General features: G+C 65.4%; 13 protein-coding genes and 1 tRNA gene. 10 read left to right on the forward strand and 4 right to left on the reverse strand.

What is annotated here, in order from left to right; genetic code table 11:
- Positions 1-351 precede the first annotated feature (351 nt).
- Positions 352-657, reverse strand: a complete 306-nt coding sequence (locus ABIA90_RS14160) for a hypothetical protein (protein ID WP_354118299.1) — start codon at positions 655-657, stop codon at positions 352-354.
- A 387-nt stretch (positions 658-1,044) separates the two neighbouring features.
- Here ABIA90_RS14160 and ABIA90_RS14165 point away from each other — a divergent pair, with 387 nt between their 5' ends.
- Positions 1,045-1,305, forward strand: coding sequence for a helix-turn-helix transcriptional regulator (locus ABIA90_RS14165; protein ID WP_354118298.1), 261 nt, complete (start codon positions 1,045-1,047; stop codon positions 1,303-1,305).
- A gap of 389 nt (positions 1,306-1,694) precedes the next feature.
- Positions 1,695-2,429, forward strand: coding sequence for a tyrosine-type recombinase/integrase (locus ABIA90_RS14170; RefSeq protein ID WP_354122470.1), 735 nt, complete (start codon positions 1,695-1,697; stop codon positions 2,427-2,429).
- Here ABIA90_RS14170 and ABIA90_RS14175 read toward each other — a convergent pair.
- Positions 2,388-2,464: transfer RNA gene (locus tag ABIA90_RS14175), tRNA-Arg, on the reverse strand. The two genes, ABIA90_RS14170 and ABIA90_RS14175, sit on opposite strands and share 42 nt — an antisense overlap.
- Before the next feature lie 174 nt (positions 2,465-2,638).
- On the opposite strand from ABIA90_RS14175, the gene ABIA90_RS14180 reads away from it, so the two are divergent.
- From ABIA90_RS14180 to ABIA90_RS14210, 7 genes are all read left to right on the forward strand, one after another.
- Positions 2,639-2,881 (forward strand): hypothetical protein, encoded by a 243-nt coding sequence (locus ABIA90_RS14180; RefSeq protein ID WP_354118297.1) that lies wholly within the window; start codon positions 2,639-2,641, stop codon positions 2,879-2,881.
- Positions 2,878-8,082 carry an alpha-2-macroglobulin family protein gene (locus tag ABIA90_RS14185; protein ID WP_354118296.1) on the forward strand — a complete coding sequence of 1,735 codons (5,205 nt, stop codon included), beginning with the start codon at positions 2,878-2,880 and terminating at the stop codon, positions 8,080-8,082. Before ABIA90_RS14180 ends, ABIA90_RS14185 begins: the two co-directional genes overlap by 4 nt.
- 83 nt (positions 8,083-8,165) lie before the next feature.
- Positions 8,166-10,274, forward strand: coding sequence for a penicillin-binding protein 1C (pbpC, locus tag ABIA90_RS14190; RefSeq protein WP_354118295.1), 2,109 nt, complete (start codon positions 8,166-8,168; stop codon positions 10,272-10,274).
- A 50-nt stretch (positions 10,275-10,324) separates the two neighbouring features.
- The gene (locus ABIA90_RS14195) at positions 10,325-12,067 is read left to right on the forward strand and encodes an ArnT family glycosyltransferase (RefSeq protein ID WP_028151725.1); all 1,743 of its coding nucleotides are present in this window, start codon (positions 10,325-10,327) and stop codon (positions 12,065-12,067) included.
- Complete coding sequence (locus tag ABIA90_RS14200; RefSeq protein ID WP_354118294.1) at positions 12,068-12,913, forward strand: phosphatase PAP2 family protein; 846 nt, start codon at positions 12,068-12,070, stop codon at positions 12,911-12,913.
- A gap of 65 nt (positions 12,914-12,978) precedes the next feature.
- Positions 12,979-13,716, forward strand: a complete 738-nt coding sequence (locus ABIA90_RS14205) for a glycosyltransferase family 2 protein (RefSeq protein ID WP_071914140.1) — start codon at positions 12,979-12,981, stop codon at positions 13,714-13,716.
- The gene (locus tag ABIA90_RS14210; RefSeq protein ID WP_071914138.1) at positions 13,713-14,051 is read left to right on the forward strand and encodes a lipid-A-disaccharide synthase N-terminal domain-containing protein; all 339 of its coding nucleotides are present in this window, start codon (positions 13,713-13,715) and stop codon (positions 14,049-14,051) included. The genes ABIA90_RS14205 and ABIA90_RS14210 overlap by 4 nt, the downstream gene beginning before the upstream one ends.
- Positions 14,052-14,060: 9 nt before the next feature.
- Here the strand turns inward: ABIA90_RS14210 and ABIA90_RS14215 are convergent, their stop codons facing one another.
- Positions 14,061-15,749 (reverse strand): Na/Pi cotransporter family protein, encoded by a 1,689-nt coding sequence (locus ABIA90_RS14215; protein WP_354118293.1) that lies wholly within the window; start codon positions 15,747-15,749, stop codon positions 14,061-14,063.
- Positions 15,750-15,905: 156 nt separating this feature from the next.
- Positions 15,906-17,090 carry a cystathionine beta-lyase gene (metC, locus tag ABIA90_RS14220; RefSeq protein ID WP_354118292.1) on the reverse strand — a complete coding sequence of 395 codons (1,185 nt, stop codon included), beginning with the start codon at positions 17,088-17,090 and terminating at the stop codon, positions 15,906-15,908.
- Between the two features lie 394 nt (positions 17,091-17,484).
- Between metC and ABIA90_RS14225 the strand changes: the two genes are divergently transcribed.
- Positions 17,485-18,501, forward strand: coding sequence for an amino acid ABC transporter substrate-binding protein (locus ABIA90_RS14225; protein WP_085401451.1), 1,017 nt, complete (start codon positions 17,485-17,487; stop codon positions 18,499-18,501).
- Positions 18,502-18,517: the final 16 nt, after the last annotated feature.

An 18,517-nucleotide genomic window follows, 5' to 3' on the forward strand; every position in this document is an offset into this window, starting at 1 on the left:
GCCCCCGCGGGGGCAACGCGGAGGCCGCTGTTGAGGCGCCTCAGGCCGGGAAGCCTGAAGCAAGAGAGAAATCTCGGGCCCGCAGGATGGTTCCTGTGCCTTTGACGGCAAAACGCGAATCAGCTCTCGGCGTTAGGGTATCTTGACGCGCAAGGCAGCGAGGCCTGCCGGCGTGATCCGGTACGCTCCTACCGTGCTCCCGCGTTCAATCCAGCTCTTCGACAGCATGTTTGCGATGGTGCGCTGACCGGTGGGCTCAAGAGCTCTCAGTGTCAGCTCGCGACCCGCCCGTAGTTTTTGCAATGCATCTCGCTCCGAGCTGGTCGGCAAATGACTGGCACGCGCTGGCATCTATTTCTTGGCCTTCAGTCCGATCTCCACCAGCCGGCGGATGGCCTCGGGCCGGCCTGGCAAATCATCCTGGCGACGACGCCAGTCGTCTATTTCCTTGGCCATGTCGGGCTGGACACGGACCATAACCGGGGCCCCGGTCACAGGAGGCCGCTTCTGTGGAAGCGTGCGATCATTCGTTGTTTTCTTCATGGAATCATGATACCACGAAATCATGTCCTGTGAATGGTCGTGGGACGGGGGCAGGGAAATAATACCAATGACTAATCTTAGCGGCGGCGCCACCATCAAAATCGACCCGTCCACGCCTTTCTGTGCGAAGACCTACTATGCCGGGCTAAGAGCCAAGGGCTGCGACCCCATTATTCGCAACGGCGGTCTTTATGTACTTCTCAACGAGTCTTCGGGTAGCAACCTCGATAAGTGGGCGGCGCTCCACGATCCGGACGGCGCGCTGAGGCTGGAGTGTGCGCGCTGCGTGGGCCAAGCGGACTTCAGACGACGAGGTCATTCTGCTCGGCGCCGCGCCTGAGCTGGCCTGACCGGCATGATATACTGAGGAAAGGGTGGTGAATCGCCGGCCACTGGATTGTTGAAACCCAGCAGCGAAACGCCAGCAGTTCACCACCCCCACCTTGTGCGCTGGCTTCGGCCGGCGAGGTAAGCAGAGCATTTCTTCTCAGGGGCGCGCTCTTGCCCAATCCCGCCAACGACAATCAACGCGTACGGCCGCGCGGCCTACGTCGCGCCGATGCGGCTCGATATCTCGGGATCAGCCCGACTCACTTCGATAAGCAGGTAAGGGCTGGTGCCGCCCCCAAGCCGCTGGCGCTATTCGGCGTGAGCATTTGGGACCGCAACGACCTGGATCGCTTGTTTGATGGTGTTTCAGTCGCGAATGATGACGACGGCTATTGGGACAAGGCATGCAGCGGCGAAAGCCTAAATACGTAAACGAGTACATCGATAGGCACGGCAAGCCTCGCGTATACCTGAGACGACCGGGCAGGACGCAAGTCGCTTTGCCCGCGCCACTGTACACGCCCGAATTCTGGACGGCCTATCGCGCAGCCATGAGCACGGACGAACCGATGCCAGAGGTGCGGCGTGTCAAGGTCGGCAGCATAGCGGCGGCCGTGCGCGGCTATTACGGCTCGACTGAATTCAAGGTGCTGGCCGAAACGACAAAGGTCACCTATCGCGGCGTTCTGCACCGCTTTGTTGATAAGCACGGCGAGGGGCCGATTGCAGGCCTTCAGCCAAAACACATCAATAAGCTGATTGACGAGATGGCCGATACGCCATCCGCCGCGAGCAACTTCCGGAAGCGGCTCAAAGGTCTGATGGACTATGCCGTATCGGCCGGCCTGCGCGCCGATAATCCCGTCGTCGTGGCCAAGAAAGTGAGACTTAAAACAACCGGCCATCGGACGTGGACCGAGGAGGACATCACCAAGTTCCGGAGGCACCACGAGGTGGGCACGCCGTTACGGCTCGCCTTCGAGGTGCTATTGCATACTGGTCTGCGCCGCTCCGATGCCGTGCGCCTTGGCTGGCAGCACCTAACTAGGGACGGCTTCGTCATCAGTACAAAGAAGAGCCAGGGCCATGTTGAGTTGTGCATCCCGGTGCATAGCGACCTGGCGCGCTATATCGCCGATTGCCCGAAGGATGGCCCGGCCTTCATCGCAACCATGTACGGCCGCGCTCGCAGCGAGAAAGCGTTCTCCACGTGGATTAGCGAAGCGGCATGCGACGCTGACCTTCCTCCGAAGTCCTCGCCACATGGAGTCCGCAAGGCCGCATGTCGTCGTCTTGCTGAGGCCGGCTGCAGCGCCCTCGAAATCATGAGCATCACCGGGCATACCGACATCCGCGAAATCGAGCGCTATTGTCGCGAAGCGGCGCGCAAGAAGCTCGCCGTTGCCGCGATGGCAAAGCTGCAGGGCGAGTTCGATACCAAACTGCCTAACCCAACCAATAAGTTAGGCAAAAAGAACCGTAAATCATTGGAATCATTGGCTTCAAAATCGAAATGGCGATCCCAGCAGGACTCGAACCTGCAACCCGCGGAGTAGAAATCCGCTACTCTATCCAGTTGAGCTATGGGACCGTCTTGAGACCAGCCTTGGGCCAGCCTTGGCTACCGCCTGCCGGTCTTCTATCACGCCAGATATAAAAAATCCTCGACCCCGCCAAGTCTGAACCGAACCGTTTTCCTGAACGCCGCGACTAAGCGGAACGGTGGGGTGTCAGGGTGCCGGGTTGAGCGGCAGCGGACTGGACGATGGATTACATCGCCGGGAACGCTGGCCAGCTTCCGGGACACGGCCGCCGGTCGATCGGTCAGGTAGGGCTGCGCCATCAGGACCGCGTGCGCGGCGATATCTCGATCGGTTTCCTCAGGGCTTGCCTTGTCATGGCGAATGCGACGATTTGCACCTTTGGTTCCATCGCCTTGAGTCCGTCACCTTTCCGCGCATTTCATGCTCACGCGGCGTTCGCCGCGATTTCCGGGAGTCCATTATGATCGGTCTTGTTCGCGCCGTCACACTCTGCGCCACGCTGGCGCTCGGCCTTAGCGCAGCGCTGGCCGCCGACAAGGCGTTCAAGCGCGACGACCTCGCCGATTCCGCGATCAAGCTGGAGGCCCAGATCAAGAGCGAAGCGGGGCCGGTCGCCAAGACCAGCGCGACGCTGCGCACCGACGCCGACGCCGCCTTCCGGCGCAATGATTTCCGCACCGGGCTGTCGGTGCTCGGCCAGATCGCCGCGACCACGCCGGAGGATACCGGCAACTGGCTGCGGCTCGCCAAGGTGATCTTCCAGATCTCGCCGAAAAGCTCGAGCGAGCAGACGTTCCTGCTGGAGCGGGCCTCGACCGCCGCCTACATCGCCTACCAGCGCGCCGGCAATCCGGGCGAGGAGGCGGATGCGCTCGCCGTGCTCGGCAAGTCGCTGGCCGAACGCAAGCTGTGGCGGCCGGCGCTGGATGCGCTGCGGCTGTCGCTCGACATGCGCGAGGTCGCTGACGTCCGCGGCCAATACGAGAAGATGCGCGATGAGCACGGCTTCCGGCTGCTCGACTATACCGTGGACTCGGATTCGGCGAGCCCGCGCGCCTGCTTCCAGTTCTCGGAGGAACTGGCCAAGCGCACCGATTTCGCGCCGTACCTCGCGCTGGCAGGCCAGGACAAGCCGGCGCTGTCGGCCGAAGGCAAGCAGCTCTGCGTCGACGGGCTGAAGCACGGCGAGCGCTACAACATCAATCTGCGCGCCGGCCTGCCGTCCACCGTGAAGGAGGGCCTGCCGAAATCGGCCGAGTTCAACGTCTATGTGCGCGACCGCAAGCCCTTCGTGCGCTTCACCAGCCGTGCCTATGTGCTGCCGCGGACCGGCCAACGCGGCATTCCCGTGGTCAGCGTCAACACGCCCGCCGTCAACGTCAACGTCTTCCGGATCGGCGACCGCAACCTGATCAACACGGTGGTCGACAGCGATTTCCAGAAGACGCTGTCGCGCTACCAGCTCGCCGATCTCGGCGGCGAGCGTGGCGTCAAGGTCTGGACCGGCGAGCTCGCGACCGCGATGACGCTGAACCAGGACGTCACCACCGCATTCCCGGTCGACCAGGCGCTCGGCGAGCTTCAGCCGGGCGTCTATGTGATGACCGCCGCGGCCAAGGGGCCGGGCTCGGACGACGATTACCAGCTCGCGACGCAATGGTTCATCGTCTCCGACCTCGGGGTCACCGCCTATTCCGGCAATGACGGCATCCACGTCTTCGTCAATTCGCTGGCCTCGACCGACCCGGTCGGCAAGGCCGAGGTCCGGCTGGTCGCCCGCAACAACGAGATTCTGGCGACCCGGAAGACCGACGACAGCGGCCATGTGCTGTTCGAGGCGGGCCTTGCGCGCGGCGAAGGCGGCCTGTCGCCGGCGATGCTCACGGTCACCGGCGAGAAGGCCGACTATGCCTTTCTGAGCCTGAAGACCTCGGCTTTCGACCTGTCCGACCGCGGCGTTTCGGGCCGGGCGGTGCCATCGGGCGCCGATGCTTTCGTCTATGCCGAGCGCGGCGTCTATCGCTCCAGCGAGACCGTCTATCTCACCGCGCTCTTGCGCGACGGGCAGGGCAATGCCGTTGCCGGCGGGCCGCTGACGCTGGTGATCGAGCGCCCCGACGGCGTCGAATTCCGCCGCGCCGTGCTCGCCGACCAGGGGGCCGGCGGCCGTACGCTGTCCGTGCCGCTCAATTCGGCCGTCCCGACCGGGACCTGGCGGGTCCGCGCCTTCACCGATCCGAAGGGCTCGTCGGTCGGCGAAACCACCTTCATGGTCGAGGACTACGTCCCTGATCGGATCGAATTCGACTTGTCCGCCAAGGACAAGCTGATCAAAGCTAACGCTCCGGTGGAGCTTAAGGCGGATGGCCATTTCCTCTATGGTGCGCCGGCCTCCGGTCTCCAGCTCGAAGGCGACATGCTGGTCGCGCCCGCGAGCGAACGCCCGGGCTTTGCCGGCTACCAGTTCGGCGTCGCCGACGAGGAGACCACCTCGAACGAGCGCACGCCGCTGGAGAATTTGCCGGAAGCCGACGCCAACGGCGTTGCCACCTTCCCGGTGACGCTGGACAAGCAGCCCGCCTCGACGCGCCCGCAGGAGGCGCAGATCTTCGTTCGCATGGTCGAGACCGGCGGCCGTGCCGTCGAGCGCAAGATCGTGCTGCCGGTCGCGCCCGCCAACGCCATGATCGGCATCAAGCCGCTGTTCAGTGACAAGAACGTCGCCGAGGGCGACAAGGCGGAGTTCGACGTCGTGTTCGTCTCGCCCGAAGGTGAGAGGCTGCGCCGCGATGGCCTGCGCTACGAGCTCCTGAAGATGGAGTCGCGCTACCAGTGGTATCGCCAGAACAATTACTGGGAGTATGAGCCGGTCAAATCGACTTCGCGCGTTTCCGACGGCGACATGACGATCGCTGCCGACAAGCCGTCGCGAATCTCGCTCAGCCCGCAGCCCGGCCGCTACCGGCTCGATGTGAAGTCGAACGACGCCGACGGTCCGGTGACCTCGGTGCAGTTCGACGTCGGTTGGTATTCCGACGGCAGCGCCGATACGCCGGACCTGCTGGAGACCTCGATCGACAAGCCGCAATACGCCTCCGGCGACACCATGACGGTGTCGGTGAACGTCCGCAGCGCCGGCAAGCTCACCGTCAACGTGCTCGGCGACCGCCTGCTGACGACGCAGACCATCGACGTCAAGGAAGGTACCGCACAGGTGCGGCTGCCGGTCGGCAAGGACTGGGGCACCGGCGCCTATGTGGTGGCGACGCTGCGCCGCCCGCTCGATGCGGCTGCGCAACGCATGCCGGGCCGGGCGATCGGCCTGAAATGGTTCGGCATCGACAAGCAGACCCGCACGCTACAGGTGAAGCTGACGCCGCCGGCACTGGTCCGGCCGAATGCGACGTTGAAGATCCCGGTCAAGCTCGACGGGCTCAATCCGGGTGAGGACGCCAAGGTGGTGATTGCCGCGGTCGATGTCGGCATCCTCAACCTGACCAATTACAAGCCGCCGGCGCCTGACGATTATTATCTCGGCCAGCGCCGCCTGAGCGCGGAGATCCGCGATCTCTATGGGCAACTGATCGACGGCATGTCGGGCACGCGCGGACAGATCAAGTCCGGCGGCGATGCCGGCGCCGGCGAATTGCAGGGCTCTCCGCCCGCGCAAAAGCCGCTCGCGCTCTACTCGGGCATCGTCACGGTCGCCGCCGACGGCACCGCCGAAGTGAGCTTCGATATCCCCGAGTTTGCCGGCACCGCGCGCGTGATGGCAGTGGCCTGGACTGCGACAAAGCTCGGCCGCGCCAACACGGATGTCGTGATCCGCGATCCCGTGGTGCTGACCACGACCCTGCCGCGCTTCCTGCTCAATGGCGACCACGGCACGGTCAACCTCGAGATCGACAATGTCGAGGGCCACGCCGGCGACTACGTCATCAACGTGACGGCCGGCGGCCCGGTGAAGATGACCGGCAATCCCGCAACCACGGTCAAGCTCGGCGCCAAGCAGCGTAACGCGTTTACGCTCGCAATCGACGCGACGGCGGCGGGACAGGCGACGCTCGACGTCGACATCAAGGGTCCGAACGGCCTTGCGCTGGCGCGTCATTATGCGCTCGATGTCAAGGCGGCGACGCAGGTGCTGGCGCGGCGTTCGATCCGGACGCTGGCGAAGGGTGAAAGCCTGACGCTGACCTCGGACATGTTCTCCGATCTCGTCCCGGGCACCGGCAGCGTCTCGGTTTCGGCCAGCCTGTCGACGGCGCTCGACGCCGCAACCATCCTGAAGGCGCTCGACCGCTACCCCTATGGCTGCTCCGAACAGATCACGAGCCGTGCCTTGCCGTTGCTCTATGTCAACGAGCTCGCCGTCGGCGCGCATCTGGCCATGGACACCGAGGTCGACCAGCGCATCCGCGATGCGATCGAGCGGCTGCTGGCACGCCAGGGCTCCAACGGCTCGTTCGGCCTGTGGTCGGCCGGAGGCGACGACGCCTGGCTCGACGCCTACGTGACGGACTTCCTCACCCGCGCCCGCGAAAAAGGCTTTGCGGTGCCGGACGTGCTGTTCAAGAACGCGCTCGACCGTATCCGCAACTCGGTCGTGAACGGGAACGAGCCTGAGAAGGACGGCGGGCGCGATCTCGCCTATGGCCTCTACGTGCTCGCGCGTAACGGCGCTGCTCCGATCGGCGATCTGCGCTACCTCGCCGACACCAAGCTCGCCAACCTCGCGACCCCGATCGCGAAGTCACAGCTTGCGGCGGCGCTCGCGCTGGTCGGCGACCGCAACCGCGCGGAACGCGTCTACGGCGCCGCGCTCGACAGCCTCGCGCCAAAACCGGTGCTGGAGTTCGGCCGCACCGACTACGGCTCGCAGCTGCGCGATGCCGCAGCGCTGGTCTCGCTTGCCAGCGAAGGCAACGCGCCGAAGGCGACGCTGACGCAGGCGGTGTCGCGGGTCGAGACCGCGCGCGGCCTGACGCCCTACACCTCGACGCAGGAGAATGCGTGGCTGGTGCTGGCGGCGCGCGCGCTGGCCAAGGAGAACCTGTCGATTGAAGTCGACGGCCAGCCGGTGAAGACCGCGCTGTACCGCAGCTACAAGGCCGTGACGCTGGAGGGCAAGCCGCTCAAGATCACCAACACCGGCGATGCGCCGGTGCAGGCGGTGGTCTCGGTGTCGGGCTCGCCGGTCACGCCGGAGCCGGCTGCATCGAACGGCTTCAAGATCGAGCGGAATTATTTCACGCTCGACGGCAAGCCCGCCGACATCAGCAAGGTCAAGCAGAACCAGCGTTTCGCCGTGGTGCTGAAGATCACCGAGGCGAAGCCCGAGTACGGCCACATCATGGTGTCCGACTATCTGCCCGCGGGCCTCGAGATTGACAATCCGAAGCTGGTGTCGTCGGGCGACAGTGGCACGCTGGACTGGATCGAGGACGGCGAGGAGCCTGAAGATACCGAGTTCCGCGACGACCGCTTCACGGCGGCGGTCGATCGTGCCTCGGACTCCAAGTCGGTCTTCACCGTCGCCTACGTCGTGCGCGCGGTCTCGCCCGGCAAATACGTGCTGCCGCAGGCCTATGTCGAGGACATGTACAATCCCTCGCGCTACGGCCGGACCGGGACGGGTAACGTCGAGGTGCGGGCGGCGAAGTGATGAGCGAGGTGACGCCTCATACTCAGTCGTTATGCCCGGGCTTGTCCCGGGCATCCACGGACTTTCGTGCCGAAGAAAAGAACGTGGATGGCCGGGACAAGCCCGGCCATGACGGAGTGCGAAGCTGGGGTCATCGTGTCCTCTCGGCTGCCACCTTCGCCTTCATCCTCACCATCATCGGCTTCGTCGCCTGGGTTTACTCCCTCGGCCCGCTGCCGCTCGACGGGGCGCGCCAGGTCTCCACCACGGTCGTCGATCGCAACGGAAAGCTGCTGCGCGCTTATGCCATGGCCGACGGCCGCTGGCGGCTGCCGGTCGATGCCAAGGCCAACGTCGATCCGACCTATCTCAAGTTACTGCTCGCCTATGAGGACCAGCGCTTCTACGCGCATAACGGTCTCGACCCGCTCGCTCTCGTGCGCGCCGCACTACAGCTCACCACGCGCGGCCACATCGTCTCGGGCGGCTCGACCATCTCGATGCAACTGGCGCGGCTGATGGAGCCGCGGCGGCAACGCTCGCTCTATGCAAAGCTGCGGCAGATCGTGCGGGCGATCGAGATCGAGCGCAGCATGAGCAAGGATGCGATCCTGGACCTCTATCTCGCGTTGGCGCCCTATGGCGGCAATCTCGAAGGCATCCGCTCAGCCTCGATCGCCTATCTCGGCAAGGAGCCGAAGCGGCTCTCGCTGGCCGAGGCCGCGCTGCTGGTGGCGCTGCCGCAATCGCCGGAGACGCGCCGGCTCGATCGCTATCCCGAGGCCGCACGTAAAGCCCGCGACCGCGTGCTGGACCGCATGGTCGAGGAACATGTGGTCAGCCTTGAGGACGCGAAGCAGGCCAAGGCCGTGCCCGTGCCAAAACTGCGCAAGCCGATGCCGATCCTCGCGCCACATGCCTCCGACACGGCGCTGTCGACGGTCAAGGATACGCCGGTCATCAAGCTGACGCTCGATGCCAATCTGCAGAAGGTGCTGGAGCCGCTGGCGCGCGACCGCGCCATTGCGCTCGGGCCCAACATCTCGGTCGGCATAATCGTGGTCGACAATGAGAGCGGCGACGTGCTCGCCCGCGTCGGTTCGGCCGATTATTTCGACGAGAGCCGGGCGGGGCAGGTCGACATGACCCGCGCCGTCCGCTCGCCGGGTTCGACGCTGAAACCCTTCATCTATGGGCTCGCCTTCGAGGACGGTTTTGTCCATCCCGACAGCCTGATCGACGACAGGCCCGTCCGCTTCGGCTCTTACGCGCCGGAAAATTTCGACATGACGTTTCAGGGCACGGTGCCGGTGAAGAAGGCGCTGCAATTGTCGCTGAACGTGCCGGCGATCGTGCTGCTCGACCGCGTCGGCGCGAGCCGGCTGTCGTCGCGGCTGCGGCAGGCCGGCGGCAATCTGGTACTGCCCAAGGACGAGGCACCGGGGCTGGCGATGGGACTCGGCGGCGTCGGTGTGACACTCCAAGACCTCACCCAGCTCTATACGGGCTTCGCCCGGCTCGGCACCACCATGCCGTTGCGCGACCTCATGACCGGCCGGGACGATCGGGAACCGCTGCGGCTGCTGGACCAGGTCGCGGCCTGGCAGGTCGGCAACGTGCTTCTGGGCACGCCGCCGCCCGAAAATGCCGCCCATAACCGCATCGCGTTCAAGACCGGCACCTCCTACGGCTATCGCGACGCCTGGTCGGTCGGCTTCGACGGCCGCATGACCATCGGCGTCTGGGTCGGCCGGCCCGACGGCGCGCCGGTTCCCGGCCTGATCGGCCGCGTGGCCGCAGCCCCGATCCTGTTCGATGCCTTCGCCCGCACCGGCAAGACGCTGGCGCCGTTGCCGAAGCCGCCGAAGGGAACCCTGGTCGCCAGCAACGCCAAGTTGCCATTGCCGCTGAAGCGGTTCCGCCCGGTCGGGGACCTGGTGCGGACCGGCAGCGAGCAGGCGCTGCACATCCAGTTCCCGCTGAACGGCTCGCGGATCGATGTCGACCGTTCCGGCGGCGAGGGGAGCGCAGCCATGCCGGTGAAGGTCGCCGGCGGCGTCCTTCCCATGACCGTCATGGTTAATGGAACATCACGCGGCGAGATCGGCGGGCGCCGCCAGCGCCTGATCGATCCGCCCGGTCCGGGCTTTGCGCGGCTGACCGTGATCGACGCCACTGGCGCCGCGGACACAGTTGTCATTCGAATTCAATGACCCCGCCTTAACCGGTTGTCCGAATGACGGTTTCAGCGTAAGCGGAACCAATGGCCGAGACCTATCCCAGCCCCCGTTTTGGAGCACCCCGCGAGCCGAAAGCGCCCGTGAATCCGGGCAGCCGGCTCGTGCTTATGCTGGACTACGCCACGGCCAGTCACGCCCGCGCAGTCGGCTTCCTGCTGCTGTGTGCGCTGCTGCTGTTCCTGCCGGGCTTCTTCACGATTCCGCCTGTTGACCGCGACGAGGCGCGCTTCGCGCAGGCCACCAAGCAGATGGTCGAGAGCGGCGATTATGTCGACATCCGTTTCCAGGAAGACGTCCGCTACAAGAAACCGGTCGGCATCTACTGGTTGCAATCGGCCGCCGTTGAAGCCGCGTCAGCGCTCAAGCTGCCGAAGGCCGAATTGCGGATCTGGGTGTACCGGCTGCCGTCGCTGATCGGCGCCATCGGCGCCGTGCTGATGACCTATTGGGCCGCGCTCGGCTTCGTCACGCGGCGCGCGGCGGTGCTTGCCGCGCTCCTGATGTGTGCCTCCGTGCTGCTCGGCGTCGAGGCGCGGCTGGCGAAAACCGATGCGATGCTGCTGTTCTGCGTGACCGCCGCGATGGGCGCAATGTCGCGCGCCTATCTGTCGTGGCAGCGCGCCGAGGATGAGACCCATCCGCCGTGGAGCTGGCCCGCGATCTTCTGGACCGCGCTCGCGGTCGGCATCCTGATCAAGGGTCCGCTGATCCTGATGTTCGCAGGCCTGACCATCGTCGCGCTCGCGATCCAGGACCGCGATGCCTCGTGGCTATGGAAGCTGCGTCCGCTCTGGGGCCTGATGTGGATGCTGGTGCTGGTGCTGCCCTGGTTCGTCGCGATCTTCTGGCGCGCGGGCGATGCCTTCTTCGCCGATTCCGTCGGCGGCGACATGCTGAGCAAAATCGGCGCCCAGGAATCCCATGGCGCGCCGCCCGGACTGTATCTGGCGCTATTCTGGATCACATTCTGGCCCGGCGCGCCGCTTGCGGCGATGGCGGCGCCGGCGGTGTGGCGGGCGCGGCGCGAGCCCGGCGCGCAGTTCCTGCTGGCTTGGCTGATCCCGTCCTGGATCGTGTTCGAGGCGGTGCTGACCAAGCTGCCGCATTACGTGCTGCCGCTGTATCCGGCGATCGCGATCCTCACCGTCGGTGCGCTGGAGCGGAACGTGCTGTCGCGCTCGTGGCTCGCGCGCGGCTCGGCGTGGTGGTTCGCGATTCCCGCTGCCGCCTCGATCATCGCCGTGGTCGGCGCGGTCATGCTGACGCGGCAACCGGCGTTCGTGGCCTGGCCGTTCATTGCGGCCTCGCTCATCTTCGGTCTGTTCGCCTGGTGGCTGTTCGACACCAACCGCGCCGAGCGCTCGCTGCTCAACGCGCTGGTCGCAGCGCTGATGCTCGCGGTCGTGGTCTACGGCATCGTGCTGCCGTCGCTGACCCCGCTGTTTCCGAGCATCGAGATCGCACGCGCGCTTCGCAACGTCACCTGCGTCGGGCCGAAGGCAGCCGCCGCCGGCTATCACGAGCCGAGCCTCGTGTTCCTGACGGGCACGCAGACGCTGCTCACCGACGGCTCGGGCGCGGCGGATTTCCTGCGGCAGGGGAGCTGTCGCTTCGCGCTGATCGAGCAGCGCTCGGAGCGCAGCTTCGTCCAGCGGGCCGAGGCGATCGGGCTGCGCTACAAGGTAGGTACTCGCATCGACGGCTATAATTTCTCGCAAGGGCGCGCGATCTCGATCTCGATCTTCCGCTCGGAAGGCACTGAGTAGATGCCAGCGCCGGCCGACAGCGCGCCACGCCCGGGCTATCCCGCGCAATTGCTCGCGGTGTCGGGCCATGCCCTGGTGCAGCTCGTCCGTACGCCTTCGCATTCGCGCCGCGCCGAAGCCGCGCGAAAGCTGGCGCGGCATTCGCTGTGGCTCAGTGCGGCCGGTGCGACCTTGATCATCGTGCTGATGCTCGCGTTCGATCAGACCGAGATCCAGCTGATGCCGACGCGCGGCACGCCGAGCCTGTGGCCGATCCGTATCCTCACCGATTTCGGCAAGGACGAGTATGTGCTCTCGGTGCTCGGGGGGACGCTGGTGGTCCTGGCGCTCGTTGCAGCGGGATTGCACGGCACCCGTCGTGGGCTGCTGCTCGGCCTCGGTACGCGGCTGCAGTTCATGTTTCTGTCTGTCGCCCTGTCCGTGTTCGTTGCCGAGATCCTGAAATATCTCATCGGTCGCGGACGTCCGTTCGTGAGTGGCAAGGCCGATCCGTTCAACTTCATCCCGTTCGAGGGAACGGGGGCTTATGCCAGCCTGCCGTCGGGTCATGCGGTGACGGTGTTTGCGCTGGCGTTTGCGGTCTCGGCGCTGTGGCCGCGCCTGCGCGTGTTCATGTTCACTTACGCAATCGTGATCCTGCTGACCCGGCTGGTGCTGCTCGCGCATCATCCGAGTGACGTCGTCGCCGGCGCTCTGGTCGGCATGGTCGGCGCCATGGCGGTGCGCTACTGGTTCGCGGCCCGGAGGCTCGGCTTCGCCATCCGCGCCGACGGCACCATTGTGCCTCTTGCAGGGGCGGTCTCGGGCCGCCTCAAAAGGGTTGCCCACGGGGCATCCGCCCCATAAAAGCGGCTGCCTGCCGGGACCGCCGGTTCCCCGGGGCAGGCCAATTCCAACCACGAGCTTTCGATTTGTCGTCGTCCCAGCCTTCGGTTTCCATCGTCGTTCCCGTGCGCAACGAAGCCGACAACATCGCGCCGCTGATCGAGGAGATCGGCGCGGCGCTCGACGGCCGCTGGGCCTATGAAATCATCTACGTCAATGACGGCTCGACGGACGCGACCGGCGAACGGCTCGGCGCAATCATGCAGCAACGGGACAATCTCCGGCAGCTGCGCCATGCCAGATCAGGCGGCCAGTCGGCAGCAGTGCGCAGTGGCGTGCGCGCAGCGCGCGGCACGATCGTGGCGACGCTCGACGGCGACGGGCAGAACAATCCCGCCTTCCTGCCGGACCTGATCGCGGCGGTCGAGAAGGGGGCGGGGCGCGTCGGTCTCGCTGCCGGTCAGCGTGTCGGACGCAAGGATACCGGCTTCAAGAAATTCCAGTCGCGCGTGGCGAACGGCGTCCGCAATGCGATCCTGAAGGACGGAACGCGCGATACCGGTTGCGGCCTGAAGGCGTTCCGGCGCGACGTGTTCCTGATGATGCCCTATTTCGACGGGCTGCATCGCTTCCTGCCGGCGCTGGTGCGCCGCGAGGGCTACGAGATCGCCTATGTCGACGTGATCGACCGGCCGCGCCGTTCCGGCGTGTCAAACTATGGTTTCTTCGACCGGCTGTGGATCGGCATCATGGATCTCGTCGGCGTGTGGTGGCTGATCCGCCGCAAGAAGCCGACACCAGATGTGACTGAGGTGAAGGCATGATCATCCAATACGGTCAGGCGTTGAATAACTATCTCTACGACGTCTTCGTCGCCAAGTTCGATTTCTGGCTGGCGTTCGGCCTCGTCGCGCAGCTGTTCTTCACCGCACGCTTCCTGGTGCAGTGGATCGCGAGCGAGCGGGCCGGCAACAGCGTGGTGCCGATGGCGTTCTGGTTCTGCTCGATGGGCGGCGGGCTGATGACGCTGGTCTACGGCGTCGTGAAGCGCGAGCCCGTCATCATCCTCGGACAGGCGCTCGCGACCATCATCTATATCCGCAACATCATGCTGATCATCAAGAACCGCGGCCGCGCCTCGAGGACCCTGGAACGCTGAGACGCGCCGCTAGCGCGGTAACGCCGACGCCGCGCCGGAGGCGGGCAGGGCGGCATCCGCCTCGCTCCTGCGATAAGGCTCGCCGGCGGCATCGAGCACGGGATAGGCGACCGAGCAGATATGCGAGTGGATGCGGCGCAGGTCGCGCAACACGTCCAGATGCAGCGAGGTGGTCTCGATGGTCTCGGGGCGGCCCTCGCGCAGGCGGTCGAGATGACGCTCGACGGCGGCGAGCTCGGTGTTCTTCAGCGTGGTCTTCTCCACCAGCAGCTTGCGCGCTTCGTTGGCATCGCCCGACATGAAGACGCCGAAGGCGATCCGCAGCGAGTCCATCGTGCGCTTGTGGAAGGCGGCGAGCTCCTCGGCGCCCTCGGCCGAGAACTGGAAGCGGCGCTTGATCTTCTTGGTCGCTAGCTCGCTCAGGCTCTTGTCGATGATGTCGCCGATATGCTCTAGGTTGATGGCGAAGGAGATGATCTCCATCGCGCGCCGCCCCTCGCTCTCGTCGAGGCTGCCCCGCATCAGCTTCGTCACATAGAGCTTGATGGCTTCGTCGAGGCTGTCGACGACATTGTCCATCTTCGTGACCTGGTCGACCAACGCGCGGTCGCCGGTCATCATCGCCGCCATCACCTTGCGCAGCATGACCTCGACGAGATCGCCCATGCGCAAGGTCTCGCGCGCGGCGTCGGCGAGCGCCAGCGACGGCGTCTCCAGCGCGCTCTCGTCGAGATAGCGCGGCCGGGCCGGATCGTCTTCCCGGACGCGATCAGGCAGCAGCCGGGTCAGGAGCCGGGACATGATGTCGAGCAGGCCGATGAAGAGGACGGCGGTGCCCACGTTGAAGGCGATGTGGAAGGCCGCCGTCATCCTGGCGAGATCGGGCTGCCAGGCGTGCATGTGCTCGGCGATCCCACTCAGGAAGGGCAGCACCAGCGCGATCCCGATCACGCGGTTGGCGAGATTGCCGAGCGGCAGGCGGTAGCTCGCGGGATCGTCGCGCCGGGCGCCTTCGAATACGGGATTGATGGCGCTGCCGAGATTGGCCCCCAACACCAGCGCGAGGGCTGCGTAAGGCGTGATGAACTGCGAATAGGCCAGCGACATGATCAGCAGCACGCTGGCGACGCTCGAATGCACCGCCCAGGTGACGAGCGCGGCGATGACGATGCAGAGCACGGGATCGCCCGTGATTGCCGACATCATGACACGAACACCCGGCGCGTTCTCCGCCGGAGCCAGCGTGTCGAGCAGGATGTGCAGCGACAGCAGCATCAGGCCGAGCCCGATGAAGACGCGGCCGATATCCTTGATCCGCGACCGTGGGCCGGAGCGGAAGGCGACGAGCCCGAGCACGAACAGGACAGGCGCAACGGCTGCGATGTTGAACGACAGCACCTGCACGATCAGCGTCGTGCCGACATTGGCTCCCAGCATGATGGCGAGCGCGGCGGCCAGGCTGACGAGGCCTTCTGCCGCGAATGAGCTGGTGATCAGCGCCGTCGCCGTGCTGCTCTGGAGCAGCGCGGTGAGGCCTAGCCCGGCGGCGAACGCGTTGAATCGGTTGCCGAGCGCCTTGCCGAGCAGCCGCCGCAGGTCCGGGCCGAAGGCGCGCAGAATCCCGCTGTGGACCATGTGCAGGCCCCACAGCAACAGCGCCACGCCGCCCATCAGATCGAGCAGAACCAACGTTCCCATGCTCCGCGTCCGGATTGGAGTCGATTGGTGAGGCTAGCGCCAAACGTCAGCAGTTCAAACCCTTTGTTGGCGCATCGGCGTTAACGTTTGCGGCGGTTGCGCGTTCCCGCGGCGCGCGATTGCCGCGTCCCGAGGCGCGATGCCTTGTGAGCAGGCTCACATTGCCGTCTTGAGGGCAGCGAAGCCGCGATCGAGATCGGATTTGAGATCGTCGACGCTTTCGAGGCCGATGTGCAGTCGCAGGGTCGGGCCGCCCGGGGACCACTTCGTGGCGGTGCGATAGGCGTCGCAATCGAAGGGAATCACGAGGCTCTCGAAGCCGCCCCAGGAGAAGCCCATGCCGAACAGCTTGAGCGTGTCGAGCATGGTGTCGACGGCCTTCTGCGGCGCCGGCTTCAACACGATGCTGAACAGGCCCGACGCGCCGGTGAAATCGCGCTTCCAGATCGCATGGCCGGGATCGGTTTCGAGCGCCGGATGCAGTACGCGCGCGACCTCGGGTCGGGCCGCGAGCCAGCGCGCCATGTCGAGTCCCGAGCGATGATGCTGCGCCAATCGCACCGACAGCGTGCGCAGGCCGCGCAGCGCGAGGAAGACGTCGTCAGGGCCGGCGCAGACGCCGAGCAGGCGGATGCCTTCGGCGATCTGCGGCCACGCCTTGGCGTTGGCCGAGATGGTGCCGAACATGATGTCGGAATGGCCGCCGATATATTTGGTGGCGGCCTGCATGCTGATGTCGACGCCCTGGTCGAGCGAGCGATGATAGAGCGGCGTCGCCCAGGTGTTGTCGTCGATGACGAGCGCATCGCGCGCATGCGCGACCTCGGCGATGGCGCGGATGTCCGGCATCTCGAACGACTGCGAGCCCGGCGCCTCCACCAGCACCGCGCGGGTGTTGGGCTTGAACAGCCTGTCGATGCCCGCGCCGATCAGCGGATCGAAATAGGTGGTCTCGATGCCAAGGCGCGCGAGCATGCCGTTGCAGAAATTGCGCGAGGGCCGATAGACGTTGTCGCAGACGAGCAGGTGGTCGCCGGTCTTCAGCACCGAGAGCAGGGTGGTGGAGATCGCCGACAGCCCTGACGGCACGATGCCGACGCCGGCGCATTGCGGCCCCTCCAGTGCCATCAGCGTCTCCTGGAACGCCCTGGTGGTGGGGGTGCCGTGGCGGCCGTACTGGAACTCGCCGCGATGGGCGTGCAGGTCCTCGGCGGTCGGATAGAGCACGGTCGAACCGTGAAACACCGGCGGATTGACGAACCCCTTCTGCGCCTTGGTGTCGCGGCCGGAGGTCACCAGCCGGGTTTCGGCGTGCTGTTGGGAGGGGTGCGAGGAATCCATGCGTCTGCTTTCAAAAAGCGCGTTTCCACCGGGCGCGCCGCGCCCGCGGGCCGGCCGAAGGCCGCTGCCGTTAATAACAGAACACAGAAGAGTCCCGTCAACCCCTTGACCCGGCTCGCCAGTCGTTCTGAGATGCGCGGGTGCTATTCAGTCGCCGCATGTTGAGGGGCTGCCGCGACCTTCGATCCATCGTCTGACCGGACCTTGCGTCACAGCCATAACGGCGGGCGCCTGCGGCGGGGATTAAGGTATGGCCTCCCGGGATGGGCGAGTGTTCGGCAAGGTTTTCCAGCATGACTCTTGCAAGGCTAGTCTTGATGCGGCTAGCCCTGGCGGAGACGATCCCAAAGACGCCATTCCTGACCTTGAGACGACTTTGAAAGGCCTTCAGCCCATGAAACGCGTAACTCTGGCTCTCACTCTCGCTGTCGCCGCCGGCCTCTCCGCCCAGGCCGCCGATGCGCAAACGCTCAAGACCATCAAGGACCGGGGCATGCTGTCCTGCGGCGTCAGCCAAGGCCTGCCCGGCTTCTCCTCGCCCGACGACAAGGGCAACTGGACCGGGCTCGACGTCGACCTCTGCCGCGCGATCGCCGGGGCGATCTTCAACGATCCGACCAAGGTCAAGTACGTGCCGTTGTCCGCCAAGGATCGTTTCACGGCGCTGCAATCCGGCGAAATCGACGTGCTCTCGCGCAACACCACCTGGACCATCTCGCGCGACACCTCGCTCGGCGCCAACTTCACCGGCGTCACCTATTATGACGGGCAGGGCTTCATGGTGAAGAAGTCGCTCAAGGTGAATTCGGCGCTCGAGCTCAACAGCGCCTCGGTCTGCGTCCAGACCGGCACCACCACCGAGCAGAACCTCGCCGACTACTTCAAGGCCAACAACATGAAGTACGAGGTGATCGCGTTCGGCACCAACGACGAGACCGTCAAGGCCTATGAAGCCGGGCGCTGCGACGTCTTCACCACCGACCAGTCGGGCCTGTACGCCAACCGCCTCAAGCTTGCCAATCCCAACGACCATATGGTGCTCCCCGAAATCATCTCGAAGGAGCCGCTCGGGCCGATGGTGCGTCACGGCGACGACCAGTGGTTCGACATCGTGAAATGGACGCTGTTCGCCATGGTTACCGCCGAAGAGCTGGGCGTGACCTCGAAGAACGTCGACGAGAAGGCGAAACTGGAAAATCCGGAGCTGAAGCGCGTGCTTGGCAGCGACGGCAATTTCGGCGAACAGCTCGGCCTGACCAAGGACTGGGTGGTGCGGATCGTGAAGGCTACCGGCAATTACGGCGAGGTGTTCGATCGCAACGTCGGCGCCGGTTCGCCGCTCGGCATTAGCCGTGGCCTCAACAATCTCTGGAATAAGGGCGGTCTTCAGTACGCGCCGCCGATCCGCTGATCCCGCCTGATCCGCG

Origin of the sequence: Bradyrhizobium sp. LA6.8 (assembly GCF_040547935.1) — a bacterium.
In the GTDB taxonomy this organism is placed as follows: domain Bacteria; phylum Pseudomonadota; class Alphaproteobacteria; order Rhizobiales; family Xanthobacteraceae; genus Bradyrhizobium; species Bradyrhizobium barranii.